This is a genomic window from Anaerostipes faecalis, assembly GCF_018982945.1.
In the GTDB taxonomy this organism is placed as follows: Bacteria; Bacillota; Clostridia; order Lachnospirales; family Lachnospiraceae; genus Anaerostipes; species Anaerostipes faecalis.
Window position 1 is genome coordinate 1 of record NZ_JABRXE010000009.1, and the last position, 15,354, is coordinate 15,354.

11 protein-coding genes are annotated in these 15,354 nt (G+C 37.8%); 9 read left to right on the top strand and 2 right to left on the bottom strand.

Annotated elements, in window-relative coordinates; all coding sequences use genetic code 11:
- Positions 1–186 precede the first annotated feature (186 nt).
- The 5 genes from KTB61_RS09960 to KTB61_RS09980 all read left to right on the top strand — a co-directional run bounded on the left by KTB61_RS09960 (position 187) and on the right by KTB61_RS09980 (position 6,243).
- A complete protein-coding gene (locus tag KTB61_RS09960) occupies positions 187–915 on the top strand; it encodes a copper homeostasis protein CutC (RefSeq protein WP_216697409.1) in 729 nt (242 codons plus the stop codon).
- Positions 916–936: 21 nt separating this feature from the next.
- Complete coding sequence (gene sdaAB, locus KTB61_RS09965) at positions 937–1,608, top strand: L-serine ammonia-lyase, iron-sulfur-dependent subunit beta (RefSeq protein ID WP_075759861.1); 672 nt, start codon at positions 937–939, stop codon at positions 1,606–1,608.
- A 2-nt stretch (positions 1,609–1,610) separates the two neighbouring features.
- Positions 1,611–2,471: an L-serine ammonia-lyase, iron-sulfur-dependent, subunit alpha gene (gene sdaAA / locus KTB61_RS09970; protein ID WP_216697410.1), complete on the top strand. Its 861-nt coding sequence runs from the start codon at positions 1,611–1,613 to the stop codon at positions 2,469–2,471.
- Positions 2,472–2,636: 165 nt separating this feature from the next.
- Positions 2,637–3,569 carry a glycosyltransferase family 2 protein gene (locus KTB61_RS09975; protein WP_075759863.1) on the top strand — a complete coding sequence of 311 codons (933 nt, stop codon included), beginning with the start codon at positions 2,637–2,639 and terminating at the stop codon, positions 3,567–3,569.
- A gap of 1 nt (position 3,570) precedes the next feature.
- Entirely contained in the window at positions 3,571–6,243 is a 2,673-nt protein-coding gene (locus tag KTB61_RS09980; protein ID WP_216697411.1) for a YfhO family protein, read from the top strand.
- A gap of 136 nt (positions 6,244–6,379) precedes the next feature.
- On the opposite strand, the gene KTB61_RS09985 is transcribed toward KTB61_RS09980, so the two are convergent.
- Together KTB61_RS09985 and KTB61_RS09990 are read right to left on the bottom strand one after the other, a co-directional pair.
- Positions 6,380–7,192 (bottom strand): HAD family hydrolase, encoded by an 813-nt coding sequence (locus KTB61_RS09985; protein ID WP_075759865.1) that lies wholly within the window; start codon positions 7,190–7,192, stop codon positions 6,380–6,382.
- Positions 7,193–7,215: 23 nt separating this feature from the next.
- Positions 7,216–7,701, bottom strand: a complete 486-nt coding sequence (locus tag KTB61_RS09990; RefSeq protein WP_075759866.1) for a peptidylprolyl isomerase — start codon at positions 7,699–7,701, stop codon at positions 7,216–7,218.
- Positions 7,702–7,952: 251 nt separating this feature from the next.
- Between KTB61_RS09990 and mltG the strand changes: the two genes are divergently transcribed.
- The 4 genes from mltG (at position 7,953) to rpe (ending at position 15,351) form a co-directional block, all read left to right on the top strand.
- Entirely contained in the window at positions 7,953–8,843 is an 891-nt protein-coding gene (gene mltG / locus KTB61_RS09995; protein WP_075759867.1) for an endolytic transglycosylase MltG, read from the top strand.
- Between the two features lie 242 nt (positions 8,844–9,085).
- Positions 9,086–12,607 carry a pyruvate:ferredoxin (flavodoxin) oxidoreductase gene (gene nifJ, locus KTB61_RS10000; protein ID WP_216697412.1) on the top strand — a complete coding sequence of 1,174 codons (3,522 nt, stop codon included), beginning with the start codon at positions 9,086–9,088 and terminating at the stop codon, positions 12,605–12,607.
- Positions 12,608–12,891: 284 nt separating this feature from the next.
- Entirely contained in the window at positions 12,892–14,532 is a 1,641-nt protein-coding gene (locus tag KTB61_RS10005) for a Na/Pi cotransporter family protein (RefSeq protein WP_216697413.1), read from the top strand.
- Between the two features lie 162 nt (positions 14,533–14,694).
- Positions 14,695–15,351 (top strand): ribulose-phosphate 3-epimerase, encoded by a 657-nt coding sequence (rpe, locus tag KTB61_RS10010; protein WP_075759870.1) that lies wholly within the window; start codon positions 14,695–14,697, stop codon positions 15,349–15,351.
- Positions 15,352–15,354: the final 3 nt, after the last annotated feature.

Genomic DNA, 15,354 nt, shown 5'->3' on the forward strand with positions numbered 1-15,354 from the left:
AATGTTGTGTGCTTAGATGCACTATACAGTAGAGGCGTCGTGGCAACGCCTATGAGAATACGTATGGCTTAATTGCCATGCGCTGTTCTCATGAAGCCCCCACTTCTATAAGTGGTGGGTAGTTCACGAAATATAATAATACAAAAACAGTGTGATGATTTTGAATAAATATAGGAGGAATTATTTATGATAGAAATATGCTGTGGAAGCTTTGAAGATGCAATGGCTGCATATGAAGGCGGCGCAGACCGCATTGAATTAAATAGTGCCCTTTCCGTTGGGGGACTGACTCCTTCCCTGGGAAGTCTGATCATGGTAAAACAATATACAGATTTGGAAGTAATTTCTATGGTACGTGCCAGAGGTGCAGGATTTTGTTATAGCGATTATCAGTATGAACAGATGCTTGAGGATGCAAAACTACTGGCGGCTTATGGGACAGATGGAATTGCATTTGGATTTTTACAGGAAGATCGTAGTCTGGATGAGCGAAAGGTAAAGGAATTTACAGAACTGATTCATGATGAAGGTGGGAAAGCTGTTTTTCACAGAGCTTTTGATTGTGTGAAAGATCCATATGAAACCATGGAAAAACTTATTGAGATAGGAATTGACCGGGTTTTGACCAGTGGGTTACAAAGAACTGCCGAAGAAGGGATTTCGTTGTTAAAGGAATTGCAGACAAAATACGGTAAACAGATAGAACTGATGGCAGGATCGGGCATAAATCCTGAAAATGCAGATAAGATTCGAAGAGAAACGGGAATTATCCAGTTGCACAGTTCCTGTAAAGAGTGGATAACTGATGCAACAACAAAAGGAGAAACGGTTTCTTTTGGATATATGGAAGGAAAACTGGAAACTTCTTATGATATTGTTTCCAGAGAGAAGGTACAGAACTTAGTGACATTTTAAGATTAGACAGAAGGTGAGCATATGAATTTATTTGATATAATTGGGCCGGTAATGGTCGGACCATCCAGTTCCCATACGGCTGGAGCGGTGCGAATCGGGCAGGTGTCCAGACAGCTTTTAGGAGAAGAAGTAAAAAAAGCAGAGATTCTGCTCCATGGTTCTTTTGCTGCAACAGGGAAGGGACATGGAACAGATAAAGCACTGGTTGCAGGGCTTATGGATATGGAACCGGATGATATAAGGATTCCAGATAGTTTTCAGCTGGCAAAGGAAAATGGAATGGATTTTAATATTGGTACCATTCAATTAAAACATGCCCATCCAAACAGTGTAAAACTACTTTTAACAGGGATAAGCGGGCGAGAACTGGAAATTGTGGCATGTTCCCTTGGCGGAGGACGAATTAAAATATGTACCATTGATGGTCTGGATGCTAATTTCTCAGGAGAATATACCACATTGGTCGTACACAATATTGATCAGCCGGGTCATGTAACAGAAGTAACTTCAATGCTTGCACATAAATCAGTAAACATTGCAACCATGCAGCTGTACCGTGACCACCGGGGAGGAGATGCGGTTATGATCATTGAATGTGATCAGGAAATCCCTGAAGAGTCTATCAAATGGTTAAGTCATTTAGAGGGAATTCAGAAAGTAACGTATCTTCCAAAGAAAGATAAGGAGGTCTGATTATGAGTTTTACATCTGTGAAGGAAATGGTGTCCATTGCACAGGAAAAAAATATGGGTCTCTGGCAGGTGATTTTAGAAGATGATATGCAGGAACGTCAGGTGACCAGACTTGAATCCATAGGGAAAATGAGTGAAATGTATCTGGCTATGAAAGAAGCCAATTTAGGCTATGATAAAAATCTCAAATCTGCCAGCGGTCTATCTGGGGGCGATGGAGAAAAAATGATGGAAGAAGTCAGAAGAAAACAGAATCTCACAGGAGAATTTGTTGGGACAGTAATGGCAAATGCATTGAAAATGGGAGAGTCCAATGCCTGCATGAAAAGAATCGTGGCAGCTCCAACGGCAGGTGCCTGTGGGGTGCTGCCGGCAGTTTTGCTTACTTATGAAGAGTTTCATAGGATTCCGGAAGAAAAAATGCTGGAAGGTATGTATGTGGCAGCAGGTGTCGGACAGGTTATAGCCAGCAGAGCCAGTATAGCCGGTGCTCAGGGAGGATGTCAGGCAGAGATAGGATCTGCATCCTGTATGGCAGCAGCGGCTATCACTTATATAAGAGGTGGAAAAGTTCAGCAGATTATGGATGCGGGAGCTTTTGCATTAAAAAGTCTTCTTGGACTGGTATGTGATCCTTTAGGTGGACTGGTAGAAGTTCCTTGCATTAAGAGAAATGTTATTGGATCAGTCAATGCGATAACAGCATCTGATATGGCAATGGCTGGAATAGAGAGTAAAGTACCATTAGATGAAGTAATTGATGCAATGGCAGAAGTAGGAGATCTTATGCCATGTGCATTGAAAGAAACCAGTCAGGCAGGACTGGCGCAGACAGAGACGGGTAAAAGATACTTTTTGCAGTAATTTAAAGAGTCCTTCAGTTTTTTTATGTTTTTCAAAAAAAATGAGATAAAAGAGCTGTTTCATTTGTATATATTATATAGGTAAAGCATTTATGTGTTATGACCGGATATGAAAATGTTTTTTGATCATATAGATAATAAGAGAACGGAAAGGGAAGGACTTAAGATGAAGAAAAGGTGTACATGTGTTGTCCCCTGTTTTAATGAAGAGGAAGCAGTGATACTATATTACGATGCAATGTGCGAGGTGATGGAACAGGAAAAGAACAGGATAGACTTTGAGCTGCTCTTTGTAGACGACGGAAGCAGGGATCATACTCTGAAGCAGATAAAAAAACTGAAAGAGAAAGACCATAGAGTCAGGTATATCTCTTTTTCCAGAAATTTTGGCAAGGAAGCTGCTCTTTATGCAGGTCTGGAACATGCACAGGGAGACTATGTTATTACGATGGATGTTGACTTGCAGGATCCGCCATGTCTGATTCCGGAAATGGTCCGGCTGATTGAGGAAGAAGGATATGACAGTGTTGCAACTCGAAGGGTGAACAGAAAAGGAGAACCACGGATACGATCTTTCTTTGCCAGGAAATTTTATCGTATTATCAATAGAATTTCTGATGCTGATATTGTAGATGGAGCCAGAGATTTTCGTATGATGAAGCGGGAAATGGTAGATGCGATTTTGTCTATGAAGGAATACAACCGATTTACCAAGGGAATTTTCGGATGGGTTGGATTCAAAACAGAATGGTTAGAATTTGAGAATGTTGAGAGAATTGCCGGAGAAACAAAGTGGTCTTTCTGGAAGCTGTTTAAATATGCTATGGAGGGAATTATTGCATTTTCAACAGTACCTTTGACCATTGTTTCTTTAATTGGAGTGGTTGTCTGCATTGCAGCATTTGCTTTTTTTATCTTTGTTCTGATGAGAGCTCTTATTTTTGGAGATCCGGTTGCCGGTTGGCCGTCACTGGTCTGTCTGATTACATTCTTAAGTGGAATACAGTTAATGGGAATCGGAGTGCTTGGGCTCTATCTTTCAAAAACATATCTGGAAGCAAAACACCGCCCGATCTATATTGCAAAGGAGATATGTTAATATGAAAAAGAAATATTTATTTTTGGCATATTCATTTCTTTTTGTAATATTGTGTATGATTGTGTTTTATCCATTTTATATTTCCGGCAAATCTTTTGTATGGGGGATTGGTGCTCAAGATGGTATGGCACAGCATTTGAATGCAGTAATTTACTGGGGACAATATATAAGAGAGTTTTTTGGGAATCTGCTGGAAGGACATATGAAATTGCCTATGTGGGATATGAGTATAGGGTATGGTGCAGATGTTCTGACAACTTTAAACTATTATGCCATCGGGGATCCTTTAAATCTGATTTATATATTTTCCAATAAATATAACGCAGAATATTTTTATGATTTTGGCTTGATACTTCGAATGTATCTGGTGGGGATCAGTTTTATCTGTTATGGAAGATATATGAAGAAAGACAATAATGGGATTCTTATTGGAAGTCTGATTTATCTTTTCAGTGGTGTATTATTTCAATCAGCAATGCGTCATCCGTTTTTCCTAAATCCTATGATTTATCTTCCGATTTTGTTTATAGGAATTGAAAAGATATTTCGTAAAGAAAAACCATATTGTTTTATTTTTACTGTAACTATAAGTGCAGTTAGTAATTTTTACTATTTTTATATGCTAACTGTTTTTGCGGTTATTTATGCATTGATTCGGTTCCGGCACTATGAACGAAAAGAAAATTTTATCAGAATTGTTGGGAAATTTGCAGGATGGTATCTTCTTGGAGTAGGGATCTCGGCTATAATATTACTTCCTGTGATTCTTGGATTTTTAGGAAATGCCAGAAGTGGAGCTTCAGGAAATTCCGGTATGTATTTTTGCTATTCATTGTCATATTACCTTAGGGGACTGTTCCAGTTTATTGGATTTGATAAGGTGGAAAGAGGTACGAATTTAAACTTTGTTCCATTATCGGTTTTGGCAGTGACGACATTATTTTTACAGAAAAAAAAGAAAAGAACAGATTATAAAATTGCATTTATACTGGCAATTTTGTTTTTAAGTATTCCAATGTGCAGTTATGTATTACATGGTTTTTCTTATCCAATGAACCGGTGGATCTTTAGTGTTACTTTTCTGGTGGCAATTACTGTAACGGAAATGTATACGGATTTGCTATCTTTATCAAGGATTCAGGCGGCAGGAATAATTGTGATAACAGAAGGATATGTTTTAGCTGTTATTCTGGCAGCCAGACGGGAAAATCTGCTGGCTGCAGCAGGAAAAGGAGTAAAGGCGGCAGCAGTTGTTCTGACGGGCACACTGATTATGGTTTTACTTGTTAATTATATGAAAAATATTCAAAAAAGTGCTGTCAGACATTGGCTTATATTGTCTGTAGTATGTGGTTCTATAGGAGTGGCAGGAATCTACCATTTTTCACCAAAGAAGTCTATGGTATTAAAAGAGTATTTGCAGAGGGGACAGGCATATAATGTGCTATGTGGTAAGGAAGTGGGATTGCTGGACCAGCACAGCACTAAAGAACTGTATCGTACCGAAGCAAAATCTACAAGGAATTATAATTGGGGCATGATTGATTGTATTCCAAATACAACCAACTACTTTAGCATTACAGACAAAAATGTATCTCAGGCAGTAAGAGATTTAGAAAGCACAGATTACCGATATTTATTCCGTTTTCGAAAACTTGATGAAAGAGAAGGTCTGTTAAGTCTCTTTTCTGTAAAATACCAGATACGAAAGAAAAGCGATCCACCTGCGGATTCAGGCAGCTATCAGAAAATAAAGGAAATGAATGGTTGTGTATTGTATGAAAATAAAAATGCTCTTCCGTTTGGTTATACATATGATAGTTGTATAACAGAATCAGAATACGAAAAACTGAATCCGCTGGAAAAAGAAGAGGCGTTGCTGAAATATGCAGTTGTAGAAGAGAAAGGTAGCAGCCTTCCGGTTGTAACTCCTGAAATTTCAGTAGAAACAAAAACATTACGAAAACATACTTCCAGATTTGTTTCTGAAAAGGGGAAGGCACAGTGGGAAAAAATAAATATACCATTGAATCCTGAAAAAGAAAGCTATATTCGAATAGAAGGAATAGGTGTTACAGCCCAAAATCATGAGAACAAAAAATGGAAGCTGTCATCCCCTGAAAATAAGATAAGAATGAGGATTTGGGCAAATGGAAGGAAATATTCTGTTATTCTTCAGGAAAAAGGTTCTTCATATTATTTTGGAAAACGAAATTATATAATTAAGCTAGAAAGAAGACATGGAGAAAAAGAAGGGAATATAAACATTAGATTTCATGTGCCAGGGACATATTCAATTGATAGGATCTCTCTGATAGAAGTAAATAAAAAAGAGTTAAAAACAACTGTAAAAGAGCGGAAAGATCAACCGGTATTAAAGAATATTAAGTATGATAAAGGAAACCATTTCTCAGGAGATATTACAGTAAAGGATAAAAAAATCCTTTGCATACCTATTCCTTATTCAAAAGGATGGAAAGCATTTGACTGCGGAAAACCGGTTAAAATAAAGAGAATACAGAGAATGTTTATGGGAATTGAACTATCTTCCGGTAAGCATCATATACAGCTGGATTATATAACACCGGGACTAAGGCTTGGAGCGCTAATATCTGTGGCAAGCAGCGGATTGCTTCTTGTACTAATGCTTCGGAAGAAAAAATTTGAGAAATAACATATAGGTAAAATAAAGAAACATCCCAGAGGAAACATGTTGAGATTCGGAGAATCGAATCCTGGTTTCCGAAGGGATGTTTTTTCTTTCAGCTTACCAAAGGCATAGGGTTGCACATAAGATACATTTCTTGTGATTATATCAGCTGAAAATGTTTTAATCCATGATATAATCCATCATCATCTACACTTGTAGTAATATAGTCAGCAACTTCTTTCAGTTCATCACATGCATTTCCCATGGCGATACCGTGAGCAGCTGTTATGAGCATTTCTGTATCATTGTTGCTATCACCAAAAGCATAACAATCTTCCACAGTCTTCCCAAAGTATTTTGCAGTAAATTCAATGGCGGTTCCTTTGTGATATCCTTTTGGAAGCATTTCATAATGGTCATCACGAATGCGTACACAGTCAAAGCCAAACTCCATATCATTTACAGCATGAACAAATGCAGCCATGTCACTGGAAGGGTCCGAATTATTTGAGAAAAAACTGCCTTTTTCATATGGTTTAGGATTGTCCCAGGTAAATTGATGAGGCATCTGCGGATTCCGGTCATAAGAATCAATCATATAAGTGTAGTGAGGATGAAAATTTCTGTCATGATCTTTGAAGTAAAGGCATTCAGAACCTTGAAGGCAACCGGAAATACCATATTTTATAGCAAGATGTTCCAGTTCACGGCTGACATTATCAGGAAGTGTTTTGTGGAAAACACTTTCTCCTCCGATTCTCAAATCAGCTCCATTGGAACATAAGAGACCGTCAAATCCAATTTCAAGGATCTCGTCTTCAAAATAAGAAAATGGCCGGCCTGTATTAATAAAGAATTTGTGACCGTTTTTTTGCCCTTGTTTAATTGCCTTAACGGCAGAATCAGGAACACTGGATGTGGTATTGCTGAATAAAGTATCATCCACATCAACAAAAATCAATTTACCGTTCATTTTTATCCTCTGTTCTTAAAAATCTATTCTTCTACAGTTACAGTTTTCATAATCTGAGGTTCTAAAGGTCTGTCAGAGTAATCTGTTGCAGTTTCTGCAATTTTATTTACAACATCCATACCTTCAATTATTTTACCAAATGCAGCATACTGTCCGTCTAAGTGAGGAGAAGTCTTGTGCATGATAAAGAACTGGGAACCAGCAGAATCCGGCATCATGGTACGAGCCATAGACAGTACACCAGGTGTATGTTTCAGATTATTGATTACGCCATTTCCACTGAATTCACCTTTGATGGTATGACCTGGTCCTCCTGTTCCGTCTCCTTTTGGACAACCGCCCTGGATCATAAAACCTTCAATAACACGGTGGAAAGTCAGACCATCATAAAAACCGTCTTTAATAAGATTTACAAAATTTTCTACAGTAATTGGAGCAATCTCCGGATATAATTCTGCTTTCATTACATCACCATTTTCCATAGTGATGGTTACAATTGGATTTGCCATAACAATTTTCCTTTCTATAATTTATAATAAATTCAGATATTACCGTTAAGCGGTATGATTTGATTATAATAGAAAGTTTATAAAAAGTACAGAATAGAGAATGAAATTAGTTAGGTAAAAGAAATGATAAAAAATATTATAAAAAGTTACAAGTTCGTTAAAAATATTAAGAAAATTTAAAAAAGGGATGTACTTTGTGAAATTATTAAGTATAATGACAATATCGGATTATGTCGAAAATGGAGGTTCTTATGGATTTATATTTGGATTATGAAAAAAATCATAGAAGACGAGGCAGAAGAAACCGAAAATCTAAATTACCGATTATTATTGGAATTATACTTTTGGCGTTGATTACTGCCGGTGTTGTTCTGGGACTGCAGTATAAGAAGAAAAAGGAAGAAGAGGCAAGACGGATTGCGGAACAAAACCGGGTAGTGAAGGTTATGTTTCCAGAAGGCTATTCTATTGATATGATGGCAAAACGTTTGGAAGATCAGAAAATTTTTAAGGCAAAGGATTTTGTAGCAGCTGTAAAAGATACAAGTTTGTATGAGAACAAATGGATAAAGGATATCCCGAAAGTAAAAGGTACAAAATATCAGCTGGAAGGATTTTTGTATCCGGATACCTATGAAATATACAAGAAATCTAAGCCGGAAGATCTGATTCAGAAAATGCTGGATAATTTTGAACAGAAATATAAAACATTGTCAAAAACCTATAAAGGCAAGCATACAATGTATGAGCTGGCAATTATAGCTTCCATGATTGAGAGGGAATCCAGCGTCACAAAGGAACGACCGGTGATCGCAGGTGTAATCGAGAATAGACTTGCCCGTAATATGAGGCTTCAGATTGATCCTACAGTACTCTATGTAACCACAGATGGATTATATGATGCCAAGAGAGTATACAATAAAGATTTAAAAGTTGATTCTCCTTATAATACTTATAAAAATAAAGGACTTCCGGTTGGACCGATTTGCAACGGAGCAAGTTCAGCGTGGGAATCAGCGATGCATCCAAAGAAACATGAGTATTTATATTACAGGACAGATGGATCCGGAAAAGGAACCCATATATTTACAAAAACATTTGAGGAACACAAAGCTGCTGCAACAACCGCAAAACAAAAATAAAAAATGGATTTTAAAGGAATTGTTAATTTTCTAACGTACAAAAAAAAATACCCGAAAATATAAGAAATTCCTTTAAAAAATTATGCAAATATTGTAAAATAGAGCTGTATGCAGATAATGTATACGGCTTTGTTTATGTTTTAAGCAACTTATAGTTGTTACAATAGTTCCTACCACTATATGTAGGATGCAACAAATGTATGACAACCATCATACGAGATTATTTTAGGAGGAAGAGAAACATGGCAAGAAAAATGAAAACCATGGATGGTAACACAGCCGCTGCACACGTGTCTTATGCGTTTACTGAAACAGCTGCAATTTATCCTATTACACCATCCTCACCAATGGCAGAATCAACTGACCAGTGGGCAACACAGGGTAAGAAAAACATTTTTGGACACCCTGTAAAATTAGTTGAAATGCAGTCTGAAGCAGGTGCTGCAGGAACTGTTCACGGTTCTTTGGCTGCTGGTGCATTAACAACTACTTATACAGCATCTCAGGGTCTGTTACTTATGATCCCTAATATGTACAAGATTGCTGGTGAAATGATGCCTTGTGTATTTGATGTATCTGCTCGTGCACTTGCATCTCATGCATTGAATATTTTTGGAGATCACTCTGATGTATATGCTTGTCGTCAGACAGGTTTTGCAATGCTTTGTAGCTCCAGTGTTCAGGAAGTAATGGACTTAGGAGCAGTTGCTCATCTGGCAACAATCAAAGGAAGAGTTCCAGTATTACATTTCTTCGATGGATTTAGAACTTCTCATGAAATTCAGAAGATTGAAATGTGGGATAATGACGACCTTGCTGATATGGTTGATTATGATGCAATCGAAAAATTCAGAGCAGAAGCATTAAACCCAGAACATCCAGTTCTTCGTGGTTCAGCTCAGAACCCAGATATCTTCTTCCAGGCAAGAGAAGCTTGTAACTCTGCTTACAACGCATTCCCTGCAATCGTTGAAGATTACATGAATCAGGTAAATGCTAAGATTGGAACAGACTACAAATTATTCAACTACTATGGTGCTGAAGATGCTGAAAGCATTATCATCGCTATGGGATCTGTTTGTGAAACAATCGATGAAACAATCGATTACTTAATGAAACAGGGAGAAAAAGTTGGTGTTGTTAAAGTTCGTCTTTACAGACCATTTGTTGCTGAAAAATTAGTTGAAGCTATCCCTGATACAGCTAAAGTTATCAATGTATTAGACAGATCTAAAGAACCTGGTGCAAGAGAACCATTATACTTAGATGTAGTTAATGCATTAAGAGGAACAAAATTCGAAAGCTGCACAATCAACGGTGGACGTTACGGATTAGGTTCTAAAGATACTACACCAGCTGATATCATTGCAACATTCAAGAATGTTGACAAGAATGAATTTACATTAGCTATCGTGGATGACGTTACAAACTTATCTCTTGAAAGAGGAGAAATTCCTGTAACAGCTCCAGACAGCATTGTATCTTGTAAATTCTGGGGTCTTGGAGCAGACGGTACTGTTGGTGCTAACAAGAACTCTATCAAGATCATTGGTGACCATACAGACAAATATGCTCAGGCATACTTTGATTATGATTCTAAGAAATCCGGTGGTGTTACAATGTCCCACTTACGTTTCGGAGATGACCCAATCAAATCTACATACCTGATCAACAAAGCTGACTTTGTTGCTTGTCACTGTGCACCATATTTAACAAAATACAATATGGTTCAGGACTTAAAAGATGGTGGAACATTCCTTCTTAACTGCAGCTGGGCTCCAGAAGAAGTAGGAGATCATCTTCCAGGACAGGTAAAAGCTTACCTTGCACAGCACAACATCAAATTCTACATTATCGATGGTATTAAGATCGGTAAAGAAATCGGACTTGGTGGACGTATCAATACTGTACTTCAGTCTGCATTCTTCAAATTATCAGGAATCATCCCTGAAGAAGATGCAATCAAATATATGAAAGATGCAGCAACAGCTTCTTACAGCAAGAAGGGTGATCACATCGTTAAGATGAACCATGATGCAATTGATGCTGGTGCAAAAGCAATCGTTGAAGTTCCAGTTCCAGCAGAATGGGCTGATTGTGAAGAAGAAAGCTTATTCATTGAAGCAAAAGAAGGAAGAAAAGAACTTGTTGATTACATCAACAATATTCAGAATCCAGTAAACGGACAGGTTGGTAACTCACTGAAAGTTAGTGATTTATTACCATACGTTGACGGACATATGCCACACGGTGCATCTGCATTTGAAAAACGTGGAGTTGCAGTAGACGTTCCTTCTTGGAATCCAGATAACTGTATCCAGTGTAACTTCTGTGCATATGTATGTCCACATGCTACAATTCGTCCAGTTGCAATGACTGAAGAAGAATTAGCAGCAGCTCCAGCAGCTACAAAAGCAGCTGACATGACAGGAATGCTAGGATATAAATTTGCTATGACAGTTACAGTTCTTGACTGTTTAGGATGCGGATCTTGTGTCAATGTATGTCCAGGTAAGAAGGGTGAAAAAGCTCTTACTATGGAAGGATTAGACAGCCAGAGAGATCAGCAGGAAGTTTACACATATGGACAGAGCTTACCAGCAAAAGAAGAAGTATTAGCTAAATTCAAAGCTGATTCTGTTAAAGGAAGCCAGTTCAGACAGCCATTACTTGAGTTCTCAGGAGCTTGTGCTGGTTGTGGTGAAACACCATATGCTAAACTGATTACTCAGTTATTCGGTGATAGAATGTACATCGCTAACGCAACAGGATGTTCTTCTATCTGGGGTGGTTCTGCACCTGCTACACCATATACAACAAACGCTAAAGGACAGGGACCTGCATGGGCTAACTCACTGTTCGAAGACAATGCTGAATTTGGTTTAGGTATGTTCACAGGACAGAACACATTAAGAGAACAGACAAAAGAAAAAGTTGTTGCATTAGCTGAAACAACAGAAAACGCTGATGTTAAAGCAGCAGCAGCTGAATACTTAGACACATATACAGACGGAAGCAAGAACGGAGCAGCTACAGAAAAATTAGTTGCAGCTCTTGAAGCTTGTGGATGTGACGCTGCTAAAGAAATCCTTGCTAAGAAAGATTACTTATCTAAGAAATCTCAGTGGATCTTTGGTGGTGACGGATGGGCATACGACATCGGATTCGGTGGTGTTGACCATGTATTAGCATCTGGAGAAGATGTAAATATCTTCGTATTTGATACAGAAGTTTACTCTAACACAGGTGGACAGGCATCTAAAGCTACTAATGTAGGTGCAATCGCTCAGTTCCAGGCAGCTGGTAAACCAACCAAGAAGAAAGACCTTGCAGCAATTGCAATGAGCTACGGATATGTATACGTTGCTCAGATTTCTATGGGTGCTGATTACAACCAGACAGTAAAAGCTATCGCAGAAGCTGAAGCTTATCCAGGACCATCATTAGTTATCGGTTATGCTCCATGTATCAACCATGGTATCAAAGGTGGTATGAAGATTGCTCAGACAGAAGAAAAGAAAGCTGTTACTTCTGGATACTGGAATCTGTTCAGATTCAACCCATCATTAGCATTAGAAGGAAAGAATCCATTCCACTTAGATTCTAAAGCTCCTTCAACAGATTATGAAGAGTTCATCATGGGTGAAGTTCGTTACAACGCTCTTGCTCGTCAGAACCCTGAAAGAGCAAAAGAACTGTTCGCACAGTCTAAGAAGAATGCTGAAGAAAAATATGCTAAATTAAAAGAAATGTCTGACAAATAGGCATTAAGCATTTAGCGAAAACGAGTCGTAGACGAAGTTTGAAAAGTATATAAAATCTCCAGTAGATTAATTTAATCTACTGGGGATTTTTTTCATTGTATGGCAAGTCACTCATGAGTGAGAGATGCAGGGAGTTGATAGCAGATTTGTCCGCTTTGCCCTTTCCTCTTATAGTTAACGAACATTTTACCTAAATTTAACATTACAGTACTATAAAATCGTGTAAAATATAGATGTCGTAAAAATGTAGTTAAATTTTAGTTAAAAATCAAAAGGAGAAAAAAGTGAACAGTACAATAATATTAGGGCTGTTAGGGGGCCTGGCATTGTTCCTGTATGGAATGCAGATGATGAGTGCAGGATTAGAGTCTGCGGCAGGAGATAAAATGAAGGAAATTCTGGAACGATTGACTTCCAATCGTTTTCTAGGTGTTTTAGTGGGTGCTGTTATTACAGCAGTTATTCAGTCATCTTCTGCGACAACAGTTATGGCTGTTGGATTTGTAAACTCAGGGATGATGACATTAAATCAGGCTGTATGGATAATTATGGGTGCAAACATAGGAACAACAATTACCGGACAGCTGATTGCCCTGGACGTGGGAGCCATGGCACCATTAATTGCTTTTATCGGTGTAGCAATGATTGTATTCATGAAAAATCCCAAAATCCAGTATATCGGTCAGATATTTGCAGGACTTGGAATCTTATTTATCGGAATGAATATGATGGGTGATGCAATGGTGCCGCTGAGGGATTTTCCGCCATTTATTAATTTAATGACCAGATTTTCTAATCCGGCAGTAGGTATTCTGGCAGGAATGGTCTTTACAGCATTGATTCAGTCCTCATCTGCATCTGTAGGAATTTTGCAGGCACTGGCGTTAAGCGGTGTTATCAGTTTGCGAAATGCAGCTTTTGTATTGTTTGGACAAAATATCGGTACTTGTATTACAGCAGTACTGGCTTCCATTGGAACAGAAAGAAATGCAAAGAGAACAACGATCATTCACTTACTGTTTAATATTATCGGAACGGTGATATTCACTGTGGTCTGCCTGGTATTCCCGTTAACAGATTATGTGGCTGCGTTTAGCGGATCAAGTATTACAAGACAGATTGCCAATATGCATACATTATTTAATATTACAACAAGTATTCTGCTGATTCCGTTTGGAAATCAGCTGGCAGCACTGGCTGTAAAAATTCTTCCGGAAAAAGAAGAAGAGAAAGAGCACCATAAGCATCTTAAGTATATGAAAGAAGTCGACACCAGTGTAGATGCAACAATCGGTACAGCTGCTATATATATGGAAGGAATGAAAAAAGAAATTTCCAGAATGCTTGAAATGGCAAGAATTAATGTTGAAAAGAGTTTCCAGGCATGTCTTCAGGGAAATAGCCAGTCTATTGATGATGTTGAAAAAAGAGAAGAATACATTGATTATTTAAATAAAGAAATTTCCAGAGCAATTTCTAAAATGATGATTCATGAGACCAATGAGAAAAACTCTAAAAATATTGGATCATATTTTGATATCACAGGAAATATTGAGCGAATAGGAGACCATGCAGTAAATATCTGTGACTATACAAAACTGATAGAAGAAAATAATATTAAATTTTCAGATGAATCTCTTGCAGAAATAGAAGAAATGAGAATGATATGTGCAGGTATGTTCCGAGCGGTACAGGAAATAACAACGGATGATGCCACATGGCTGGAAGCCATTCATGATTCAGAAAACTATGTGGATGAGAAAACAGAAGAATTTTATCAGAAGCATTTGGAGAGAATTAAAAGAGGGGAATGCAATGACGAAGCATGTATTATTTTCTCTGAAATGTTAACGGATTTTGAAAGAATTGGAGATCATATCTGGAATGTGGCAAAGCAGATAGGCAAAATCAAGGAGAGAAACTGATATTTACATAAAATGTTTTATATTTATTTTTAGAACTTACTTTTTGAACAAGCTATGATATAATAATATACAAAGGTAGATAGGGAACCTGGGAAAGTTACTTTTCCAGGTCTCTGCCTTGTTTTAGGAAAGATTCATTAAGAAAACAGAAGGAGAAGCATTATGGAATATATTTTATCCCCATCTATTTTATCCGCAGATTTTGCAAAACTCGGTGCAGATGTTAAAGAAGCTGCAGATGCAGGTGCTCAGTGGCTTCATATTGATGTTATGGATGGAACATTTGTGCCAAATATTTCTTTTGGATTTCCGGTTATTAAATCCATCAGAGATTTGACAGATATTGTTTTTGATGTACATTTAATGATTGAAGAACCAGGAAGATATGTTGATGAATTTGTAAAATCCGGAGCAGATTTAATCACACTTCATGCCGAATCAACAAAACATCTTCACAGAGCAATTCAGCAGGTGAAGGCTCACGGATGCAAGGTAGGAGTTTCTTTAAATCCGGCAACTCCGTTAAGTGCTTTGGATCATGTTTTGGAGGAAATTGATATGGTCCTGATTATGACAGTAAACCCAGGATATGGAGGACAGTCCTATATTCAGGGAATGAATCAGAAAATTCGCGATTTAAGAAAGATCATAACAGAAAAAGGGCTGAATGTTGATATTCAGGTTGATGGTGGAGTGAAAGCAGATAATATTCAGGCAATAAAAGAATGCGGAGCTAATGTTTTCGTAGCAGGATCTGCTGTATTTAATGGCGATATTACGGCCAATGTGAAAGAATTATTAAAATTAATGGAGGATTAGACA